The sequence below is a fragment of the Clostridium taeniosporum genome (assembly GCF_001735765.2).
Taxonomy (GTDB): Bacteria; Bacillota; Clostridia; order Clostridiales; family Clostridiaceae; genus Clostridium; species Clostridium taeniosporum.
Genome location: NZ_CP017253.2, coordinates 1,683,112 through 1,706,451, shown reverse-complemented (window position 1 = coordinate 1,706,451; position 23,340 = coordinate 1,683,112). Strand labels below are relative to the sequence as shown.

Here is a 23,340-nt window from a genome sequence, read left to right as displayed (position 1 = left end):
GAAGGGTTAAGAAAATGAAAAGTATACTTTGTTATGGAGATTCTAATACATATGGATATAATCCAGAAAACAAAATGAGATATGCTTATGAAGAACGTTGGCCTATTATAATGAAAAAAATATTAGGTGAAGATTATTATATTATTGAAGAAGGACTTAATAGTCGTACAACTGCTTTAGATGATCCATATTATGATGATATAAAAAATGGAAAAACTTATTTAAGCACATGCATTAAATCACATTATCCAGTAGATTTAATTATTATAATGCTTGGTACCAATGATTTAAAAGCAAGATTTTCTACTACACCTGCAGATGTGGCTAAAGGAATAGAGTGTCTTGTTAAAATAGCACTTAATGTAACAAAAGAAAAAAGTATAAATGGTATTTCTTCAAAAGTTTTAGTAGTTTCTCCAATACATGTTGGTGAAAATATTGAAATTTCTGAATGTGGAGAAGAATTTGGATACAAGAGGAGTCATGAATTATCTAAACAGTTAGCGGATAAATATAAGAAAGTAGCAGAGAACTTGGATGTAGATTTTATAGATGCATCTTTATTTATAGAGCCATCACAAATAGATTCTTTGCATCTTTCAAAGGAAGGTCATAAATTACTCGGAAAAGCTTTAGCAAAATGTTGTATTGATATATTATAAATTTTAAATTCGTCTTTAAAAAGTGTATGTGATATTTGTTACATACACTTTTTAATTTACTTTTTTATAGTAAAAATATAGTGAAAAAGTATGTATTTATAAAAAAGTAATTAATCTAAATTTTACAAATTAGTAATAAGCTTTATTTGCATATAAAAGTGTTTAAGTATTTATAATTTAAAAATTATTTTCTAAAAATGATTTAGTTTTAGAATAATAAGAAATTCTCAAGAATAAAATAGGTATTAAGTAAATTTATCATAAAAATTCATTTAGTTGTATAAAAAATTATTTCAAAATCCAGTTTTATAGAATACGTATACAAGCCTAAAATTCAGATATTATTTTAATATAAATATTAAAAAATAATAAAAGTAAGGGGAAAGTTATGTCAGAAAAGAAAGATAAAAAGATTATGTGGTATACTCTAGCATTTATGGCATTCTCTGCAGTGTGGGGATTTGGAAATGTTATAAACGGATTCTCTGAATATGAGGGTCTTAAAGCTATTGTATCATGGGTTATAATTTTTACTATTTATTTCATACCATATGCTCTAATGGTAGGGGAACTAGGATCAGCATTTAAAGATTATGGTGGAGGAGTTAGTTCATGGATTAATGAAACAATAGGACCTAAACTTGCATATTATGCTGGATGGACTTATTGGGTAGTTCATATGCCTTATATTTCACAAAAACCATCAGGTTTTATAATTGCTTCAAGTTGGGCAATTTTTCAGGATAATAGAATTAGTGCACTGAATCCTAAAATATTGCAATTATTTTGTTTGATAGTTTTCTTAGCTGGTATGTATATTGCATCTAAAGGTTTAAATCCATTAAAGAAATTATCAACACTTGCTGGAACAGCTATGTTTGTAATGTCAATATTATTTATAATTTTAATGGTAGCGGCACCAGCTATTACTGATGCAAAATTAATTTCTATTGATTGGTCTTTAAAAACGTTTATCCCAACCTTTGATTTGAAATTTTTCACTAATTTAGCTATATTAGTATTTGCTGTTGGTGGATGTGAAAAAATTTCACCATATGTTAATGAGATGAAAGATCCAGCAAAAGGTTTTTCAAAAGGTATGATTGTACTTGCTATTATGGTAGCAGTATGTGCAATTTTAGGAACTATTTCACTTGGAATGATGTTTGATTCAAACAATGTACCAAAAGACTTAATGACAAATGGTGCGTATTATGCATTTCAAAAGTTAGGGGAATATTATCATTTAGGAAATTTATTTGTAATTATATATGCTATAACAAATATTATTTCACAATTTGCTGTATTAATAATATCAATAGATGCACCATTACGTATGTTGCTTGATAGTGCAGATAAGAATTTTATCCCTGAGAAAATGTTTATAAAAAACAAAAACGGAGCTTACAAAAATGGTCACAAATTAATATTAGTAATAGTATCAATATTAATAATAGTTCCAGCAATTGGAATAAAAAATGTAGATGATTTAGTTAAGTGGTTGGTAAAGTTAAATGCAGTTTGTATGCCACTTCGTTATTTATGGGTATTTATTGCTTATATTGCATTAAAGAAAGCTGGCTCTAAGTTTAAAAGAGAGTATTATTTTGTAAAAAATGATATTTGGGGTATAATTTTAGGTGCATGGTGCCTAACATTTACTGCTTTATCATGCATTGGAGGTATGTATTCCACAGACATATTTAAATTAGTTCTTAATATAATAACTCCATTTGTATTAGTAGGGTTAGGTCTTATATTACCTTGGATTGCTAAAAAAAATAATAAGAAAGAGTTGTCATAAAAAATGAGGTGATATCAAATTTATTTTGATACCACCTCATTAACTATAATAAATATAGCATATGTTTTATTATAGTTAATTTTTTAGTATATCTATTAATGTATTATAAGAAAAGTCTACTATTTCACCACAACTAATTTTATTAGCTTTTAAGTCTCTACATATATCAGTAGAGTATTTTTCTTTTATTTTTGTTATAAATTCTTTAGAATAATCTCTAGCAATATTAACTTCTGTATTATTGTGTCGTCCTTTTAAAAATCCTATAATTACAATACCTGCATTTATGGCTCCACAAAGACTTCCAATACCAGCACCACCTCCCATACAACTACCTAATCCAAGTGGTATGCTTTGGTTATGTTCCTCATTATAAAATTTAATTAATGATTCAGCACAATTGTAACCTTCACTAAGATACTTTGATGCACATGTCATTTGAATTATTCCCCCTTAAAATTTTATATACATTGATATTATCATATTATTTTATAATTAAAAATGTTTTTATTACAAATAATAGTTTGATTGGGAGTTAAAACTAATAATTTTTAAATTATGTTAGATATCTTATAAGTTTATATATTATAAATTTAATGTTTTGGAGAGGATTATTAATTTCATAATATTAAGTGTGTTTATCAAGATTTATGAATATTAGGTTATTAAAACCTTTATTTATTTTGATAATAAATATAATTTATACAGAAATAATACATAAAATCAAGAAAAACTACAGTTTAAAATAAATTTTTCATTTATAATAAAAATAAATTTCTCTATATAAGTCATATATGGTAAAATAAGTTATGGGTAATTATTATAATTTAATTGTAAAGTAGGAGAGGGAATATGGTTAAAAGACAGGGTAAAGGAAAACGAGAATATACAATAGAAGATTTAGAAAAATTATTAGATAGTCTTCCATATAGAATATGGATTAAAGATGAAGAGGGTAGATATAAGTATACTAATAGACTAGCAAATGAGACACTAGAGTTAGAAGATAAAAATTTTTTTATGGAACAAACTTTAAATGTTAAAGATAAAGAAATATCAGATAATGAAAGAAAGATATTAGAGGACAAGATAATGTCTTTTTCTAAACGTGATAAAATTGATGAAGAAGAAGCAAGTCTCGAAACATATACAGTACCACTTATAAGTAGTAATAATACTAATTTAATAGGTGGATTTGTAAGAGAAATTACAAAAAATAAAACATTAGAATTTATAGAACAAGATAATTCAATAAATATTTACAATAAACACAAATATGATGAATTAAAAAATAAAGAAAGATTAAAACAAATAATAAGTGATTTTAAAAAGTTAATAGATGCACAGGGGATAAGCGTATATATATATAATTCACAAAAAGATATTTTTGAAAACTATGTAAAAAGTGGATTTATAAATAATTTTAAAGAAATAATTTTAAAGAACAGTATTAATAATACTACTTTTAATAAATTTTATTGTATCAGATGTGAAAATGAATTAGTAGGATTGCTAAATATACAATATAGTGAGGAAGATAAGTGTAAATATAAAAATGAAGATTATATAAAATCAATTTGTGATATTATAGGAATAATTATTGATAATAAGTGTTTATATTCAACATTAAAGAAAGAACTTAGTAAGCGTATGGAGAGTGAAAAAGAATTAGAAATGTTTTTAGAAACAGCTACAGATTTATGTGGAATAGTTAGTGATGATGGCCATTTTGTAAAAGTAACTAACAATTGGACAGAGGTATTAGGTTGGTCAAGAAAAGAACTTATGAATATGAAATGTACTGATTTAGTACATAAAGATGATTTACCTAAAGTTTATGACCTGATAACTTTAGCTTATGAATATAATCAATGGAAATATGTTGGATTTATAGATAGATGTCTTTGTAAGAATGGAGAATATAAAACAATTGAATGGAACTCTAGTTATATAAATGGAGGAAAAACAATTATAATTACAGGGAAGGATATAACAAATTATAATAAATTAGAATTAGAAAATAAACGTTTAGAAAACGCAATTGAATTAGAAAGTTTAAAAACTCAATTTTTTTGCAAATTTATCTCATGAATTTAAAACACCGTTAAATATAATTTTAACAACTGCACAACTTATGGAATCTTATATTAAAAATTTTAATGATATACTAGGAAAACAAAATATGAGTAAATATGTAAAAGGTTTAAAACAAAATTCGTACAGACTATTAAAGCTTGTAAATAATTTAATAGATATAACTAAGATAGATGGTGGTCATTACAAAGTTAATATGGTAAATAAAAATATAGTCAATGTTGTTGAAGATATTGTATTATCTGTAGCAGAGTATACTAAAAATAAAGAGCGAGATATAATATTTGATACTGATGAAGAAGAAATAATTTTAGCTTGTGACCCAGAAAAAATAGAAAGAATAATTTTAAATCTTGTGTCTAATGCATTAAAATATACAGAAAAAAATGGCATTATAAAAGTAACTATCTCTACTGATTTAGATAATAATAAAGTGATAATATCAGTAAAGGATAATGGGATAGGAATACCAAAAGAGTATAAAGAAAAAATATTTGAAAGGTTTAAACAAGTAGAAAAATCCTCACATAAAAATTATGAGGGAAGTGGAATTGGATTATCTTTAGTAAAATCAATTGTTGAGATGCATTCAGGTAATATATGGATAAGCAGTCAACAACAAAAGGGAACAGAAGTTGTTTTTACATTACCTATAAGAAGAATAGATGAAAAAAAATCAAGCGAATATAATACTAAAAAAATTTCTTCTAAAATAGAAGTATTTGATATAGAATTTTCTGATATTTATTCTGTATAGTTATATATATATTATAAAGTGACATTTTATAAAGAAGATATCTAAACATTTTAGTTATATAATTTTTATAGAGGAAAATATTGATAATGGAATGTTATATTATAAATAAAAAATATAGTTTAGATAACTTAAAAATTTAAGGTTATTATAAATAAAAAGAATACAAGAAATAACACTGATATTTCTTGTATTCTTTTTATTTAACATGCGTAGCATCTACAATTTAGTTTGTTTTGAGATATAAGATTAAAATAATCATAACCGTGAATCCAATAACTAAGAAGTTCTGGTTTATAATCTAAAAGATGTTTTAAAAAATCATCAAATAAATTTAATTTCACTAGAATTTTTATAATATTTTTAGGATAAGGTGTAAACTTACTATAAGGATTTCTAGGATCTATAACTTTGATTTTACAGTTTTCATCTACAAATATATGTGCATTTCGAATATTTAATCTTTTGAATTTTAAGATTTTAAAATCTTCAATTAAATCTATAATTTCAATAGATAAAGAATAGCTTAATCCATTTTTACATAAAAACTCATAAAGATTATCTCCGTCTACGAATTCACGTAATACCATATTTTCAGCTATAAATAGTAGATTGGGAAAGAATTTGCTGTTTTTAGTTTTTTCAAGAATTTCTGCTTCTTTTTTTGCCTTCTTTTTATTATAAAATATTTTTAAGGCAAATCCTTCTGGAGTTAAATAAACTTTTCCTTCATGACCTTTACCTAAAAATTCACATTGTTTAACATTTAGAAGGTATCTCATTTTATCACTACAATATATTGATTTATAATATTATATGACTATATTGTTTTGTTGATACGATTATTAGATGTTTTACTAATTTACAAAGTAAAAAGAACATTTATTATGTTTAAATTAACAAAATAAATATTTAAGAATTAAATTAATAATTGAATAGTATATATTTATATAATCAATGAAATTTTTTAAATTTAAAAATATAGTATTTTTTTATAGTGTATAATAAAATTAAGTTAGATTTACATGAATTTAAAAGTAAATTTATAATAATGGGGGATAAAATATTGAATCAAGTAATAACAATAAAGGAAATTATAGATAACTATAAGAATGCTGATATAGATTTTGAAAATTTAAGCTTAGATAAATTAAAAAAATATGCAGAAAGAGAGAATAAGAAAGCGCAGAATGTTTTAGGAGATAAATATTATAATGGGGATGAAGTTAAGCAAAATTTTCAAGAAGCTATTAAGTGGTATACAAAATCTGCAAATCAAGGATATGATGTAGCACAGTATAATTTAGCCGATATGTATTATTGCGGTAATGGAGTAAAACAAAGTTATGAAAAAGCTATAGAATATTTTAAGTATTCAGCAAAACAAGGAAATTCAGATGCACAATGCAATTTAGCATGTATGTATGAGGATGGTTTAGGAATTGAAACAAATTATGAACAGGCTATAAAGTGGTATGAGAAAGCAGCATTACAAGATGATTTTTATGCTCAATATAATTTAGGAAATTTATATATGTATGGAAAAGGGGTAGGAGTAGATTATAAAGAAGCATTCAATTGGCATATGAGAGCATCAATTTTAGGTTATACGAAATCTCAAAATACATTAGGTTATATGTATGAACATGGATTAGGAATAGGGAAAAATTATAAAGAAGCTTTTTTATGCTATCAAAAGGCAGCAGAGCAAGGATATCAATATGCCCAATATAATTTGGCTACCATGTATTATTTAGGAAATGGAATTATGCAAGATCAAAAAGCAGCATACATATGGTATAAAAAAGCAGCAGAACAAGGTTTTAAAGAAGCGATTATTGCTTTAAAAACTAAGTATAAAGAAATGACTATGTTATAAAAATAATAGATGATATAGTAGCTTAATTAAACTTTTAGCATTAAATATGAATATTTAAATATTTTTATGGAGAAAAATTTAGAGAAAAGATAATTTATATTTAACATAAAATAATACTATAAAGATTATTTAAATCTTCATAGTATTATTTTTATTTGCCTATAAGTTTATCACTATGTAATATATGTTCAATTAGCCAAGTATTTAAGAATTCTAATAATTTTTTTATACTTTCATCTTGATTTTCATCTACAATTTTTAAGTCAACATTATTAAGTTCTTCAATAAATTTCTCATGTGCTATTTTTTGAGAAAATCTTCTTTTATAATTTATGCTATCCATATATTCTTCTTCAGCTTTAAAATGATAAGCTGTATAATCTTTTAATTCCTCAATAATCTCTACTACAGAATCATATTTATCTAATGTAAAATCATTAGTTAGTAAACAATATGCTTTATTAGCTATGTCAAAAAGTGTTTTATGTTGTTCATCAATAAATTCAATACCTGTTTTAAATTCCTCTTTCATTCTATACATTTAATCATCGCCATCCTTTTATTAGATAAATAATACATAACAATTATACATTGAAAGATGATATATTTCTATAAAATATTAAAATTAATAGGGGTTATTTTAGAAAATTTATAATAAATAGTATTATAAAAAAGAAAAATAACATATACTTATAAGTAGTGAAATTAAGAAAGGAAATACTATATGGGATATAATGTAATTGATATAATTGATAAGGCTATAGCCATAGAAGAAAAGAGGAAAACAATAATTAATAATGTTGTGAATGAAAATGATAACATTCCTTATATAAAAGTAATATCAAAAGTGTTGATTAAACAATTAGATAAAATGATAAAATATTATGAAGAATTAAGAAAAGAAGTTAAAACTGAAGAACTAGATACTATAGATATTATGACATATGATAAAATGTCTTTTTTAATAAATGAATTTAATAAGAAAACTTATATTCCTGAAGTTAATAATGTTAGAGAGTATCTAAAATTTTCGCTTGATTTGGCTAGAGATAAGTACTCATTGTTTGTTGATATACAAGGAAGACTTGTAAATAATACTAAAGATAATAATTCTAAGACTTACAAGATATTAAGTGCAATTATAAAAAATATAAGTAGGCAAATAAGTACTATTGAAAAAACATTGAAATAAATGATTATAAGAATGTTGTAGTTAATGATTTTATTTTTATAATTATCTTTTCAATTAACTAAAATTATTATTTATACTTTATACGTTAAATATTTTAAATATAGGTGATGTAACTATTGTAAAATATTATAAACCATTATTTACATGATATAATGGTATTAGTAAATAATAATATTAAAGTAGGAGTGAAAATAATGGAGTTAAATTGGAGTTTAAAAGAAATTTATCCTTCATTTGAAAGTGAAGAATTTAAAAATGATTTAGAATTACTTAAAGATACAATAGATAATATTAATGAATGGAGTAATAAAGTAGTTTTAGATAACAATAATTTAATAAGTAAATTAGAAGAATATATAAAGAAATTTACAAGGTTTAATGATTTAGCAAGTAGGTTATCAATATATGTAAATCTAATATTAAGTGTAAATACTACTGATAAGTATGGATTAAAATATTCAGATATTATCGATAAAAAGTTAACAGAAATTGTTGAAAGCAGTACAAAACTTGAAAGATGGATCAGTAGCATAGAAAATATAGACAAAATAATAAGTAGTTCAAGACTTCTTAAGGATCATGAATTTATATTAAAAAATATAATTGAAAATAGTAGATATTTACTTAGCGATAGAGAAGAAAATATAATTGCTAATATGAGAAATACTGGATCTAATGCTTGGCTTAAACTTAAGGATAAATTAATTTCTAATTTAGAAGTGGATATTGAGGAAGATGGAGAAATTAAGTCTTTACCACTAACTTTAGTTTTAAATATGGCATATGATAAAGATTCTAATGTTAGAAAAAAAGCCTATGAAGCTGAAATATTATCTTACAAAAAGGTCGAAGAAGGGGTTGCCGCAGCTCTTAATGGAATAAAAGGAGAAGTATTAACAATATGTGATTTAAGAGGATATAAATCTCCATTAGAAAAAACACTTAAAGATTCAAGAATGGATGAAAAATCATTAGATGCAATGCTTTCTGTTATGAAAGAAACTTTACCTATATTTAGAAAATATTTGCGAAGAAAAGCGGAAATATTGGGATATAATAATGGACTTCCATTTTATGAATTATATGCACCAATTAACAATGTAGATATGAAGTTTAGTTATGAAGAAGGAACTAAATTTGTTATTAAAAATTTTAACACTTTTAGCAAAAATTTATCAGAATTTGCCCAAAAGGCTATAGACAACGCATGGATAGATGTTATGCCAAAGCCTGGTAAAGTAGGAGGAGCATTTTGCGAAAATCTACATTTTATAGGGGAAAGTAGATTTTTACTTAATTATGGTGAAAGCTTTGGAGATGTCGTTACTCTTGCACACGAATTAGGTCATGGATTTCATGGTGAATGTTTAAATAATGAAACAACATTAAATTCTGACTATCCTATGCCAATAGCAGAAACAGCCTCAACTTTTTGTGAAACTATAATAAAAAAAGCAGCAATAAAAGAAGCCACTAAAAATGAAGCTTTATCAATATTAGAGACTGAAATAAGTGATTGTACTCAAGTAATAGTTGATATATATTCAAGATTTTTATTTGAAAAATCATTTTTTGAAGCAAGAAAAGAAAGTGCTTTAAGTGTAGATAAAATTAAACAGTTAATGTTAGAAGCTCAAAGAGAATCTTACGGTGATGGTTTAGATCCTCATTATTTACATCCATATATGTGGACTTGGAAACCACATTATTATTATGCAGATAGTAATTTTTATAATTTCCCATATGCTTTTGGATTACTTTTTGCTAAAGGATTATACGCTGAATATTTGAAGAGGGGAGATTCTTTTCCAAAAGAATATGAGAAATTGCTTTCAATTACAGGAAAAAACAAGATAGCAGATGTAACAAAAGTTATGGGGATAGATATACATGATAAGGAATTTTGGAGAAACTCTTTAAAAACTATTGAAGAAGATATAAATGAATTTATGCTTCTTACTGATAGTTTAGTATAATTAAAATATTAATATTTCTAATAAGAAAGCCTCGTTTGTATTTTTATATAATTAGTATTGTAAGTAGAAGAAAAGTACAATAGAATTAACTAAAATAACAAATTTAGGAAGTAAAATAGAAATTCATTAAAGATAAAAATGGGAAAAGAGAGCTAGAAATAATTTTAAAATTTCTAGCTCTCTTTTTTAGAGTAGATTAAAATCTATGTTAAAACAAATATTAAATAAAAAACTCTAAATTAGTGATATTATAACAAAGGATATAAATAACGTTAGCAAAACATACCTTTAAAACAAAAAATAAAAAAGAAAAAGAAATATAAAAAGTTAATATATTGACACAAATAATTAATATGGGATAATATTATTAGATTTACTATGGAATAAAAGAGATTAAATGTAAAAAATATACTGAATAAAAGGTGGTTAACTTTTAATGATTGGCAATGAAAATTTAAATAGTATAATAGATGTTAATTTACTTAAGTCTATACAAGATAGGTTAGCTGAAATTACTGGGCTAGCATATAATATAGTTGATTTTAAAGGTAATCCAATTAATAATTACTCAAATTTTTGTAATTTTTGCAGTAAGATTAGAAATACTAAAGATGGTATGAAAATATGTTATGATACTAATGCACATGCTGGTTTAGAAGCTGCAATAAGGCAAAAGCCATATATTTTTAAATGTCCAGCCGGTTTAGTAGATGTTGCTGTACCCATAATTGTAAAGGGTAATTATTTAGGAGCTGTTTTTTTTGGACAAGTAAGGACTAATAAAGACACCCTTAAGCCAATAAAAAAATCAAATTATTATTCTAAGATATGTAGAAATAGTACTGAGCTATTAAATGATTTTAAAAATACTAAATTTATAGATTATTCTAAAATTGAATCAATATGTTCATTAGTTAATATAATAGTAAATCTACTGGGTGAAAAATCAGAACTTAGGGTAATTCAAGAAGAATTAGGGTTTATTAATATAAAATTAATCAGAGAAAAACAAGAAAGAGAAAAATTAAAAAAACAAATTAAGCTACATGAATTAGACTCTTTAGAAACACCTATAAGTTTTGAATTTATGCTTAATACATTAAATACAATTTCTAGCCTTGCTATAATAGAAGATGCTCCTAAAACTAAAGATATGATATATTCTTTAACTAAACTATTTAGATATAATTTTAAAAATATAGGTAATTTAGTTTCTTTAGAAAAAGCTATAGAAAACATTAATACATATTTAAAAATACAATCAACTAGATTTGGTGAAAGAATTAAGTATGAAATTAATATAGATAATAAAATAAATGATATAAAAATACCTACTATGTTTTTTTTGCCATTTATAGAATATTCAGTTTTAAATGGGCTTTGTCCTAAAAAAGACGGAGGTACTATTTCAATTAAAGGACAATGTTATGAAAATAATGCAATTATTCTTATTAAAGATAATGGGATTGGAATTTCTGAGAATGAATTGTTTAAAATATTAAATGGCAAATGTAAACAAGGATCTTTAGGTGCAGGAATATATAATGCTAATAATGTTCTTATAAAGTATTATGGCAAAGATTATAAGGTAAATATAAATAGTAAACTCAATGTAGGAACTTGTGTTAAATTTAAATTACCAATATAAATTTAGTTTTATAATGAAAATTAAATATTAAGTATATTAAAGGAGAATTTCATTATGTGCAAAATATTATTAGCTTCTGATGACGCCTTAGAACTTGAAGCATTAAAAATAATTATATATAAGAATGCAAAAAATGTTAATATTGTTGGAATGGCTTGTAATGGTAATGAAGCAATTAATATGAATAATAAATTAAACCCAGATATAATTTTTATAGATACTATGCTTCCAGAAATAGATGGGTTTGAAGTGGTTAACATTATAAAGAAGAGCTATAACAATAAACAAGTAATATTGATGAGTATTTATGATAATTTTGAATATTTAAAAAAAGCATTAAAAGTAAAAGCAGATGATTATTTATTAAAACCTATAAAATCAGAAAATATTATAGAAATATTAAATGAATACAGGAAAAATAATAAATATAGGATTTATAATGAAAATTTATCTAATGAATATAAATTAAATAAAGTCTTAAATTATATAAAAAAGAATTTTAAAAAGAATATAACACTTAAAGAAGTTGCGGATTATATGAATTATAGTTCAACATATTTTAGTAAAAGTTTTAAAAAACATGTTGGTGTTAATTTCAATAAATATATAACTCAAATTAGGATAAGAGAAGCAAAATTTTTATTAAGAGAATCTAATATTAGTATAAATGATTTATCATTTAATCTTGGTTACAATGAACCAAATTATTTTTGCAAGGTATTTAAAAAAGAAGAAGGAATTACGCCGTCAGAATATAGAGAACAGAATGACATAAAATTATAGTTACTGATTAAATAATTACTCAAAAGTAATAAAAAAATATTATTTATTAAATTCTTGAAAAAAAAGTATACTTATATTGAGCATATAAGTATTAAAAAATATTATGTTTAACCTGTATCATAGTATTTAAGAAATATTTATTCTATATTGGGTAAACGTATTCGTTAATATTATTAATTATAATAATGTACGCTGATAAAGGGGGAGAACTATGGAGATATTAGCAAAAGGATTTATCAATCCTACTAAAAGAGTGGAAAAATTAAAGGAAGAGATATTTTCAGCAGTTCCATGTATTGAGGCTGATAGAGCAGTAATTCTAACAGAATCATTTAAAGAAACTGAAAATGAACCTATAATTATTAGAAAAGCTAAAGCTCTTGAAAAAATTTTAAATGAGATACCTGTAATAATAAGGGATGGAGAACTTATTGTTGGAAGTTTAACTAAAAATCCTAGATCATGTCAAGTTTTTCCTGAATTTTCAAATCAATGGTTAGTAGATGAATTTGATAAGCTTGAAAAAAGAACATCAGATTTGTTTAAAATCTCAGAAAAAACAAAATCTAAACTTATAGAAACATTTGAATATTGGAAAGGCAAAACAGTAAGTGAATTGGCAACATCATATATGTCTGATGAAACTAAAAATGCAATGAACACAAAAGTATTTACAGTCGCTAATTATCATTTTAATGGTTTAGGACATATTTCTGTAGATTATTCTAAAGTATTAGAAAAAGGTTTTTTAGGAATTATAGAAGAAACTGAAGATGCTATAAATAATGCTGATAAAAGTAATCCTGAATATGTTAAAAAGAAAGTATTTTGGGATTCATTAATACTCTCTTGTAAAGCAGCCATAAAATATGCGAATAGATATAGTGAGTTAGCTAAAAAATTAGCAGGAGAAACTGAAGATAAAAAGCGAAAAAATGAATTATTAAAGATTTCTGAAATATGTAAAAAGGTACCTGCAAATCCAGCAGAAACTTTTTATGAAGCATGTCAATCATTTTGGTTTGTGCAAGCTATTATTAGTTTAGAGTCAAATGGACATGCTATATCACCAGCACGTTTTGATCAATATATGTATCCTTATTATAAAAATGATATTGAAAATAATATTGCAAGCAAGGAAACAAATACAGAGATTTTACATTGCTTATGGATAAAATTTAATGATCTTACTAAAGTTCGTGATGAAACAACGACTAAAGCTTTTAGTGGGTATTCTATGTTCCAAAATTTAATTATTGGTGGACAAACGCCTGATGGAAAAGATGCAACAAATGAATTATCTTACATGTGTTTAGAAGCAACAGGAAGTTTGAAAGTACCACAACCATCACTTTGTGTTAGAATTTGGAGTAATACTCCAGAAGAATTTTTACTTAGAACTTGTGAATTAACACGTCTAGGAACTGGTCTTCCAGCATTTTATAACGATGAAGTTATTATTCCAACATTAATTAATCAAGGTTTAACAATAGAAGATGCTAGAGATTATGCAATTGTAGGATGTGTTGAACCTCAAAAACCTGGGAAAACTGATGGATGGTATGATGCTGCATTTTTTAATTTAGCTAAAATATTAGAATTAGTTATGAATGATGGTAAATTAAATGGAGAACAAGTTGGACCAGAAACTGGAGAATTCACTTCATTTACTAGTATAGATGATTTTATAAGTGCATATAAAAAGCAAATTGAATATTTTGTATTTCATATGGTTTCAGCTGATAATTGTGTGGATATAGCTCATGCTGAAAGGGCACCTCTTCCATTTTTATCATCAATGCTTGATGATTGTATAGGAAAAGGAAAGTCAATTCAAGAAGGTGGAGGACATTATCGTTTTTCAGGGCCTTTAGGTGTTGGAATTGCCAATGTAGGGGATTCATTCATGGCTATAAAAAAACTTATATTTGATGAACATAAGATTACTTTACTAAAATTAAAAGCTGCTGTTAATAGTGATTTTGGAGAAAAAGAAACAGATCCAGTAAAAAAAGCAGAATATGAAGATATAAAACAATTAATATTAAATAGAGTTCCTAAGTTTGGAAATGATATTGATGAAGTAGATGAATTTACACGTGATGGTGCACTTATATATTGTAAGGAAGTATTGAAATATAAAAATCAACGTGGAGGAAGATTTATCCCTGGATTATATCCAGTTTCAAATAATGTATATTTAGGAAGTCTTGTTGGAGCTACTCCAGATGGGAGAAATGCAACAAAGCCATTAGCAGATGGTGTTTCTCCTACTAGAGGAGCTGATATTAATGGTCCAACAGCTGCAGCAAATTCAGTATCAAAATTAGAACATTTTGCTGCTCCAAGTGGAACATTATTTAACCAAAAATTCAATCCAAATTCTTTACAAGGAGATAATGGATTGAAAAATTTAGGATCCTTAATAAGAAGTTACTTTGACAGAAAAGGTATGCATATACAATTTAATGTAATTGATAAAAAGATTCTTCTTGAGGCACAAAAGCATCCAGAACAGTATAGGGACTTAATAGTACGTGTTGCTGGATATAGTGCTCAATTTATTTGTTTAGATAAAGGGGTACAAGATGATATTATAAAAAGAACAGAACAAAACTTATAATAAAATTGTTATATGATATAGTAATATAAATATTTTATGAAAGGAAAAAGCTATGCTAAAAAACGAAGTTGATTTAAATAAGACAGGTACTGTTTTTAATATACAAAGATTTTCAGTAAATGATGGTCCAGGAATACGAACTATAGTATTTTTAAAAGGATGTCCATTATCTTGCTATTGGTGTAGCAATCCTGAATCTCAAAATATAAACAAAGAATTACTTTTTAATTTAAGTAATTGTACAGGATGTCATAAATGTGAAAAAAATTGTGAACATGATGCTATAGATTTTAATAATATTAATAGAATAGATAGAGACAGATGTATTAGTTGTGGAAATTGCGCTGAAAATTGTTATCCAGGAGCTCTTGTTATTTCTGGAAAAGATATGAATGTTAAAGAAGTATTATTAGAAATTAATAAGGATTCATCACAATTCAGAAGGTCTAATGGTGGTGTTACTCTTTCTGGTGGAGAACCATTATTACAAAATGAATTTGCTTTAGAAATATTAAAAGGATGTAAGCAAATGGGAGTTCACACAACTATAGAAACTACAGGATATGTAAATAAAAATATATTAGAAAACGTATTACCATGGGTTGATTTAGTACTTTTGGACATTAAAACAATTGACGAAGAAAAACATAAAAAATATGTTGGTGCAAGCAATAAAATTATTTTGAAAAATGCAAAATTAATATCAGATTTAGCTAAAAGTATGATAGTCAGAGTTCCCGTTATTCCAGAGTTTAATTGTGATTCTAAGAGTATTGAAAATATAGCTAAATTTAGTAAAGATTTAAACCATGTAAAAGAACTTCATTTATTACCATATCATAGATTGGGTTTAAATAAATATACATGCTTAGGTAAAAAATATTTAATGAAAGATAACATTAATACACCTAATGAAGAGATTATGTTAAAATTTAAAAAAATAGTTCAGAAAATAGGACTAAAATGTAATATTGGTGCTCACTAACCCCATTTAATTTAATATAATAGAGTCATTTTAAAATAATTTTTAAAATGACTCTATACTTTTTTATAAATAAATATATTATTGGAATAATAAATATAAAGAAATTTATTTTAAGGAGATGTTTATATGAACAAAAGAAATGATAATCAACAATTTTCCAATATAGCTAAAGTAGGGAATTTCACAAAAAATGCTGTGAAAAATTTTGAAGAAAACATAACAACACAAAAAGATTACTTAGAAAAGGTAAAAAATAAATATTAAATAATTAAGTATAAATATCAACCAATTATATTAAAAGTTTTTTATATTAACATTAGTAAATAAAAAAACATTTCTTATATCAAAAGTAAGTGTTAATATAAATAATATATAAAAATATTTCTATAAACTAAAATATAAGGGGATATTTATATGAATTGGATTAAAGAAATAGAAAATTATAAACCATATAATGAACAAGAAGTTGCAGATAAAAACTTTATATTATACTGTATAAAACAGTATGATAATTTATTAACCAGAGAAAATTTTTTAGCTCATATGACTAGCTCAGGATATATAGTAAATAAAGCTAGAGATAAAGTATTAATGATACATCATAATATATATAATACTTGGGCATGGACTGGTGGGCATACTGATGGTGATGATAATTTTTTATATGTTGCTATAAAAGAAGCTAAAGAGGAGACTGGAGTTAAGAATTTTAAAGTAGTAAGTAATGAAATCTTATCTTTAGATGTATTACCTGTTAAAGGACATTTTAAAAAAGGAAAATATGTATCTGCCCATTTACATTTATCAATAGCATATCTTTTAGAGTGTGATGAAAATGAAGAACTTGCAATAAAAGAAGATGAAAATAGTGGAGTTAAATGGATTCCTATAAATGACATACATCTATATTCAAATGAACCTGATATGATCAAATTATACAATAAATTTAATGAGAAAATAAAAAAACTTATTAATTAAAATAGAGAATTTATTGCAAAAATAATATATATAAATTTTGATTAATAAAAAACCATGTATTAAAAAAGATTTATGTCTACTAATACATGGTTTTATTAATTTACCTACTTATAAATTATTCAATAGTTTATTTTTAAATTGTATTTATTGATAAAAATAATTTAGTTTTTATTGTTATTTAAATTTTTTAAAAAAATATAACCTTGTTTTATAGCCCAAGCTTGATGATCTAAAAACATTTTATTATGAGCCTCTTCTACATTTAACCAAACTAATTGATGATCTCTTTCTGTTGGTTCACTTACTTTTTTTAATGAATCGGCTAAATAGAAATTACCAATACTATGGATATATTTATTAAATCTGCGTCCAAAATGATAAGAAGAACCTATACACACAAAATCTTTTATGTTTATTGTACAACCTAATTCCTCCATAAATTCTCTTTTTAAACATTGTTCATGGCTTTCTCCTTTTTCCACTCCACCACCAGGTAAAAAATAACCAACCGGTAGTTTTATAACAGCAATTTTATGATTTTGAAAAATTAATCCATATGCTCCAATTCTATCAGTATATTCTTTATCTTTAAGTTTTTCTCCAAATATCATTTGTTTCATATTTATAAACCTCTTTTTTATTTAATTTGCCCAAAGATCAAAAAATTATAATTTAATAAACTAAAATTAATTTATTCTTTAAGAAATTATATTGTTGGAAGATCTGTGAATAACTTATAAAATGATGAGTAAAAAAAATCCACGGCTCCACAGTCGCCTTAGCGATTTTTTTATTATTAAACAATTATATGAATTCTATAGTAGAATGTAAATAATTATTTTTATAATTTCTTATAATTATAACTAATCATTAGATAACAAAGCTAAAAGTATTTATAACTAAAATTAAAATTTAGAATAATAATATTATAGAATAGAATTTTTATTAAAAGGGGATATGAAATGTTTGATAAAATAGAATTATCATATGAATATGATGATTTAGAACCGTATATAGATGCTGAAACAGTAAATATACATTATAATAAACATTTACAAGGCTATGTAAATAATTTAAATAAAATATTAAAAGGATATGATAATTTAACAAAAGGAAAAACATTAGAGCAAATACTATTGAATGTAGGTTCTTTTCCACAAGAAATAAGACAAAATATAATTAATCAAGGTGGAGGAGTAATAAATCATAATTTATATTTTTATATATTATCTCCAAAACCTAAGCTAAAACCAGAAGGAAGTTTACTATATGAAATAAACAATACATTTGGAAATATAGAAAATTTAAAAATTCAATTAACTAACTTGACAATAAGTCAATTTGGATCAGGATATGGATTTTTAGTAAAAGATATGAATGGAAAATTATCAATTCACAAAACATTAAATCAAAACAGTCCTATTAGTGATGGATTAACACCTATTTTATGTATAGATGTTTGGGAACATGCATATTATCTAAAATATAAAAATTTAAGAGCTGATTATGTAAAGAATATATGGAATGTTATTGATTGGGGTAAAATTGAAAATTTATATGAAAATTACATTATTTAAAAGATAATATTGTAAAATGAGTATTTACAAATTTTAATTAGGCTCTGTTTTAAATATATCAACACGTATTAAAAACAGAGCCTAATTGATACACTCCATACATTTAATACGAGCTATCTTATTAATGCATGGGGTGTATTTACACTAAAACTTTTAATTTCTTTTTTTACTAATAATGAACTCTTATTAACCAAAATTTCATTTTTTTATCACTCCAACCTAAATCCCATGGAACATTATTTCTATCAGTATTATGACACGTAACTAAACTATATCCTTTAGAATCGGCGCCTGTAACAACTGATATATGAGTTATATCTCCTTTTTTTTCATAAGCTATAAAATCCCCAGGTAATAATTTATATGAAGCTTTATATACTTTTTCATAGCTACCAGTAGATATAACAGAAGCTCTACCACTATTTAACATATAATGAGTGAATTTATCAGCATTTACCCATGAGCCAGTGGCACTACCTTTTGCATAATTCCAAACTGAATTTTTTCTAAATTTACCACCCTCATGAAGTATTTGAGAAGCAAAGTTTGCACAATCTCCACCTTCACAGTTAAAATTTTTATATTTTCTATTATATTTAAATTTATATTCATCTAATACAGATACCCCACAGTATTTTTCAGCATATTCTAAAGCATTTTTTCTTCTCTCGCTTAATTCTGAAAAATCCCTTGAAGATTGTTTTTTTATGTGATCTTTAATATCATTAACTTTAATGTTTTCTAAACTTAAAGAATCTGCAAAGGGATCACTATACCATTCTTTTGTTATTATCCATCCATCATTACATTTACTAAGTCTCATTATATGAGAAGTTCCTATTCTACAACTATTAATTACATTAGGTTGATCTAAATATTCATATTTATATTCTGTATCACATAATATATAAAAATTACTAGTCTTATCACCAACGTTACATCTAGTAATTTTAATTTTAGGTATTATATCTAAAAATTTAACACCTTGTTTTTCAGCCCAGTTATTTATATACTTAACTTTTTTTTCTTCATATTCATATGCCCATTTACCAATCTTAGTATTATTACAGTATAAACCTTTTAAGCATTCTAAATCTTGAGTTAATACAGCTTTACTTTTTATTAAGAAAATATTTTCTACGTATTTTTTTAATTCATTTTCGGTATCATCAGCTAAGACATTTTTAAATGAAAATATATTAAAAAATGTTAATACAAATATAAATATTGCAATTACTTTTTTTAGAGATAATTTGCTAAAATTAAATAATGACATAATTACTACCTCTTTCTAACTTGTATTTTAGATTAATGCTTTTTCGATAATATTAATATAATTTTTTATATTTTCATCTTCTAATGGGACTCCTTCAAACCAGTTTTCTTCATTATTCCAATTAGTAAAATATCTAGCTTTTAAAATAATTTCAGGTCTGTACTCAAAATGCAGAATATCAAAATGTCCCCATTTCCCACCCCAAACAAAATTATTATTTTCAAATGCTTCAACTAAATCTTTAGGATATTCTGAAATTCTTTTTTGTGCATCTTTTTCATTACTCCATTTCCAATAATCTCTTTTATCACTTTTTAAATCAATAGCAATTCCATAAGAATGAGGACTTAACCTATTAGTTCCAGATATAACCCTATAATTGTATGTTCCACTTGCAGGATAAAGTATACTTGATATATCACTTCTATTTTTGCATAATGGAACTAGAGTTTTTAATGTATTATCTAACGATACATTGGCATTATTTTGTTTATTAAACTGATAATTTGGATAACCATATTTTAAATTAACAAGATTTTTTTCAATGGCATTTCTTGAACTACAATAAACTTCATTTAATAAATCATAATTCCTAGCTCTGCCTGGATCAAAACTTTTATCCATAACTATATCATTTTTATCAATAGGATAATATTGTTCTAGCATATCTTGTAAATCAGGATTTGCTAATTTTTCTTCATGACTTTTTTGAATTTTATCATCATATAGAATTTTTTTGCCAGACTTCATAACTATATAAACTTTATCATCATTTTTTTCAACTCCAACAATGTCATTAGGATATGATATCATTAAAACTAATAAATCTTGTTTCATTTGAATTTCATAATCTCTAACTTCCTCAGCATTTGATGTTATTGGAATATTAAAAAGTATAAGAAAGCATATAAAAAAAGCACTTAATTTTTTCATAATTTTTTCACCACCATTTAAAACTAGATAAATCTAGTTTATCCAAAGGAAGGCATGTTTATGTCATAGAAAAATATGTTAAAATATCTTTAATTAATTAATTTATAGTATGTATAAAAAACTATAATTTAAAGAAAATTTAATTTTAAGTTATTAGACAGATATTGAACTTTCTTAAAGTATGTTACAATTATAGGTGGATTATAAAAATGAAGGAGTTTTAATTTTAATGAATATAATTACTTTAGAAAATATACATAAAAGTTATAGTGAAAAAACATTACTAAACAATGTATCCTTAGGAATAAATGATGGTGATAAAATAGGACTTATAGGTATTAATGGTGCAGGAAAATCAACTTTTCTTAAAATTGTTGGTGGAAAAGATGAGTTTTTTGATGGTTCTATAACTAAAGGGAAAAATATTAGAATAGAATATCTTTCTCAAAATCCAGTTTTTAAAAGTGGAGCAACTGTTTTAGAACAAATATTTAGAGGCGACACTAGAGAAATGAAACTTCTTATGGAATATGAAGATGTATTAGAAAAAATAAATACTTGCAATGGTAAAAATTTTGATATATTAAATGATAAACTTATAAAATTACAAGGTGAAATAGATTCTCTTAATTTATGGGATTTAGAAAGTGAAGCTAAGAGTATCTTAAATAAACTTGGAATATCTAATTATAATGAAATAATTGATAATTTGTCAGGTGGACAAAAAAAGAGGGTTGCTCTTGCATCAGCACTTATAACTCCTTGTGAATTACTCATACTAGATGAGCCTACAAACCATCTTGATGCAACATCAATAGAGTGGCTTGAAGAATTTTTAAATACAAGAAAAGGTGCTCTTTTAATGATAACTCATGATAGATATTTTCTAGATAGAGTCACAAATAGAATTATTGAATTAGATAGAGGAAATCTTTATTCATATCCAGGAAATTATACAGATTTCTTAGAAAAGAAGGTTGAAAGATTAGAAATTGAACAAGTTAAAGAAGAAAAGAGAGAATCATTAATTAGAAATGAGTTAAAATGGGTTAAAAGAGGAGCAAAAGCTAGAACCACTAAGCAAAAAGCAAGACTTCAAAGATTTGATGAATTAGTTAATATAAAACAAATAGAAAGAAAAGAAAATGTAGATATATCTTTTGTTGGAAGTAGATTAGGAAAAAAAGTAGTTGAGCTTTATGATATAAATAAGGCATTTGGTGAAAAACAAGTTATAAAAGATTTTAACTATATATTTTTAAGAGATGATAGAATTGGAATAGTTGGAGAAAATGGTGCTGGAAAAACTACTTTAGTTAATTTAGTAAGAGGATTAATTCCAGTAGATAGTGGTAGAATTGAAATAGGTGATACCGTAAAAATAGGGTGTTTTGCACAAGACAATACTAACATGGATGATAGCTTAAGAGTTATAGATTATGTTAAAGAAGGTGGCGAATATATTCCAACAGAAGATGGAACTAAAATAACAGCTTCTTCTATGTGTGAAAGATTTTTATTTGATAGCACAATGCAATATACTCCTATTGAAAAGTTATCAGGAGGAGAAAGAAGAAGATTACATCTTTTAAGGGTGTTAATGGAATCACCTAACTTTTTAATATTAGATGAACCTACAAATGATTTAGATATCGAAACATTAAAAATATTAGAATCATTTTTAGATGAGTTTATGGGAGTTGTAATTGTTGTATCTCATGATAGATATTTCTTAGATAGAATTTGTAATAAAATATTTTCTTATGAAGGAAATGGATTTATTAAAGAATACAATGGTAATTATAGTGATTTCTTAATATCAAAAGAAATTGAAAAAAGAAATGAAAATCCAAAGGAAGAAAAATCTACTACAAAAGTAAAAAAAGAAAGAGTTAAAAATAAAGAAGATAAACCTAAATTTACTTTTAAAGAACAAAAAGAATTTGAAACTATTGATGAAGATATATCTACTTTAGAAGAAAAAATATCAGATATTGATAAAGAATTAGAGAAAAATGCTACTAATTATGGAAAACTTAATGAGCTTATTAAAGAGAAAGAGGCTTTAGAAGAAAAATTAGAACACAAATATGAAAGATGGGAATATTTAAACGAAATAGCAGCTGCTATAGAAGAGTATAATGCCAAGAAAAAATAATACAATTGGAGGATGTTA

The 23,340-nt window shown here is 24.6% G+C and carries 21 protein-coding genes; 15 read left to right on the top strand and 6 right to left on the bottom strand.

Annotation, left to right across the window (positions count from 1 at the left end; translation table 11 throughout):
* The first annotated feature begins 14 nt into the window (after window positions 1-14).
* Complete coding sequence (locus tag BGI42_RS07905; RefSeq protein ID WP_069679803.1) at window positions 15-662, top strand: SGNH/GDSL hydrolase family protein; 648 nt, start codon at window positions 15-17, stop codon at window positions 660-662.
* Window positions 663-1,050: 388 nt separating this feature from the next.
* Window positions 1,051-2,466: an APC family permease gene (locus BGI42_RS07900; protein WP_069679802.1), complete on the top strand. Its 1,416-nt coding sequence runs from the start codon at window positions 1,051-1,053 to the stop codon at window positions 2,464-2,466.
* Between the two features lie 75 nt (window positions 2,467-2,541).
* Here the strand turns inward: BGI42_RS07900 and BGI42_RS07895 are convergent, their stop codons facing one another.
* A complete protein-coding gene (locus BGI42_RS07895) occupies window positions 2,542-2,904 on the bottom strand; it encodes a C-GCAxxG-C-C family (seleno)protein (protein ID WP_069679801.1) in 363 nt (120 codons plus the stop codon).
* Window positions 2,905-3,318: 414 nt separating this feature from the next.
* On the opposite strand from BGI42_RS07895, the gene BGI42_RS16395 reads away from it, so the two are divergent.
* Together BGI42_RS16395 and BGI42_RS16390 are read left to right on the top strand one after the other, a co-directional pair.
* Window positions 3,319-4,557 (top strand): PAS domain S-box protein, encoded by a 1,239-nt coding sequence (locus BGI42_RS16395; protein WP_242984706.1) that lies wholly within the window; start codon window positions 3,319-3,321, stop codon window positions 4,555-4,557.
* Between the two features lie 19 nt (window positions 4,558-4,576).
* Complete coding sequence (locus tag BGI42_RS16390) at window positions 4,577-5,317, top strand: sensor histidine kinase (RefSeq protein ID WP_338028397.1); 741 nt, start codon at window positions 4,577-4,579, stop codon at window positions 5,315-5,317.
* Between the two features lie 200 nt (window positions 5,318-5,517).
* On the opposite strand, the gene BGI42_RS07885 is transcribed toward BGI42_RS16390, so the two are convergent.
* Window positions 5,518-6,096, bottom strand: coding sequence for a serine/threonine protein kinase (locus BGI42_RS07885; RefSeq protein ID WP_069679800.1), 579 nt, complete (start codon window positions 6,094-6,096; stop codon window positions 5,518-5,520).
* A gap of 284 nt (window positions 6,097-6,380) precedes the next feature.
* On the opposite strand from BGI42_RS07885, the gene BGI42_RS07880 reads away from it, so the two are divergent.
* The gene (locus BGI42_RS07880; RefSeq protein ID WP_105165908.1) at window positions 6,381-7,193 is read left to right on the top strand and encodes a tetratricopeptide repeat protein; all 813 of its coding nucleotides are present in this window, start codon (window positions 6,381-6,383) and stop codon (window positions 7,191-7,193) included.
* 151 nt (window positions 7,194-7,344) lie between these two features.
* Here BGI42_RS07880 and BGI42_RS07875 read toward each other — a convergent pair whose 3' ends face one another.
* Window positions 7,345-7,734, bottom strand: a complete 390-nt coding sequence (locus tag BGI42_RS07875; protein ID WP_069679799.1) for a bacteriohemerythrin — start codon at window positions 7,732-7,734, stop codon at window positions 7,345-7,347.
* Window positions 7,735-7,917: 183 nt separating this feature from the next.
* Between BGI42_RS07875 and BGI42_RS07870 the strand changes: the two genes are divergently transcribed.
* The 8 genes from BGI42_RS07870 to BGI42_RS07840 all read left to right on the top strand — a co-directional run bounded on the left by BGI42_RS07870 (window position 7,918) and on the right by BGI42_RS07840 (window position 17,378).
* On the top strand, window positions 7,918-8,385 hold the full coding sequence (locus BGI42_RS07870) for a hypothetical protein (RefSeq protein WP_069679798.1): 468 nt from the start codon (window positions 7,918-7,920) through the stop codon (window positions 8,383-8,385).
* A gap of 194 nt (window positions 8,386-8,579) precedes the next feature.
* A complete protein-coding gene (locus BGI42_RS07865; protein ID WP_069679797.1) occupies window positions 8,580-10,361 on the top strand; it encodes a M3 family oligoendopeptidase in 1,782 nt (593 codons plus the stop codon).
* A gap of 436 nt (window positions 10,362-10,797) precedes the next feature.
* On the top strand, window positions 10,798-12,009 hold the full coding sequence (locus BGI42_RS07860; protein WP_069679796.1) for a sensor histidine kinase: 1,212 nt from the start codon (window positions 10,798-10,800) through the stop codon (window positions 12,007-12,009).
* A gap of 54 nt (window positions 12,010-12,063) precedes the next feature.
* Window positions 12,064-12,792, top strand: a complete 729-nt coding sequence (locus BGI42_RS07855; protein WP_069679795.1) for a response regulator transcription factor — start codon at window positions 12,064-12,066, stop codon at window positions 12,790-12,792.
* Window positions 12,793-13,003: 211 nt separating this feature from the next.
* Entirely contained in the window at window positions 13,004-15,415 is a 2,412-nt protein-coding gene (locus tag BGI42_RS07850; protein WP_069679794.1) for a glycyl radical protein, read from the top strand.
* A gap of 52 nt (window positions 15,416-15,467) precedes the next feature.
* A complete protein-coding gene (locus tag BGI42_RS07845) occupies window positions 15,468-16,400 on the top strand; it encodes a glycyl-radical enzyme activating protein (protein ID WP_069679793.1) in 933 nt (310 codons plus the stop codon).
* 126 nt (window positions 16,401-16,526) lie between these two features.
* Complete coding sequence (locus BGI42_RS16230) at window positions 16,527-16,664, top strand: hypothetical protein (RefSeq protein ID WP_192875366.1); 138 nt, start codon at window positions 16,527-16,529, stop codon at window positions 16,662-16,664.
* Window positions 16,665-16,814: 150 nt separating this feature from the next.
* A complete protein-coding gene (locus tag BGI42_RS07840; protein ID WP_069679792.1) occupies window positions 16,815-17,378 on the top strand; it encodes an NUDIX hydrolase in 564 nt (187 codons plus the stop codon).
* 161 nt (window positions 17,379-17,539) lie between these two features.
* On the opposite strand, the gene BGI42_RS07835 is transcribed toward BGI42_RS07840, so the two are convergent.
* A complete protein-coding gene (locus tag BGI42_RS07835) occupies window positions 17,540-17,998 on the bottom strand; it encodes an NUDIX hydrolase (RefSeq protein ID WP_069679791.1) in 459 nt (152 codons plus the stop codon).
* 342 nt (window positions 17,999-18,340) lie between these two features.
* On the opposite strand from BGI42_RS07835, the gene BGI42_RS07830 reads away from it, so the two are divergent.
* Window positions 18,341-18,955 (top strand): superoxide dismutase, encoded by a 615-nt coding sequence (locus BGI42_RS07830; RefSeq protein WP_069679790.1) that lies wholly within the window; start codon window positions 18,341-18,343, stop codon window positions 18,953-18,955.
* Between the two features lie 169 nt (window positions 18,956-19,124).
* Here BGI42_RS07830 and BGI42_RS07825 read toward each other — a convergent pair whose 3' ends face one another.
* Window positions 19,125-20,231, bottom strand: coding sequence for an amidase domain-containing protein (locus tag BGI42_RS07825; protein ID WP_069679789.1), 1,107 nt, complete (start codon window positions 20,229-20,231; stop codon window positions 19,125-19,127).
* A gap of 27 nt (window positions 20,232-20,258) precedes the next feature.
* Window positions 20,259-21,164 carry a M15 family metallopeptidase gene (locus BGI42_RS07820; RefSeq protein ID WP_105165907.1) on the bottom strand — a complete coding sequence of 302 codons (906 nt, stop codon included), beginning with the start codon at window positions 21,162-21,164 and terminating at the stop codon, window positions 20,259-20,261.
* A gap of 229 nt (window positions 21,165-21,393) precedes the next feature.
* Between BGI42_RS07820 and BGI42_RS07815 the strand changes: the two genes are divergently transcribed.
* On the top strand, window positions 21,394-23,322 hold the full coding sequence (locus tag BGI42_RS07815; RefSeq protein WP_069679788.1) for an ABC-F family ATP-binding cassette domain-containing protein: 1,929 nt from the start codon (window positions 21,394-21,396) through the stop codon (window positions 23,320-23,322).
* Window positions 23,323-23,340: the final 18 nt, after the last annotated feature.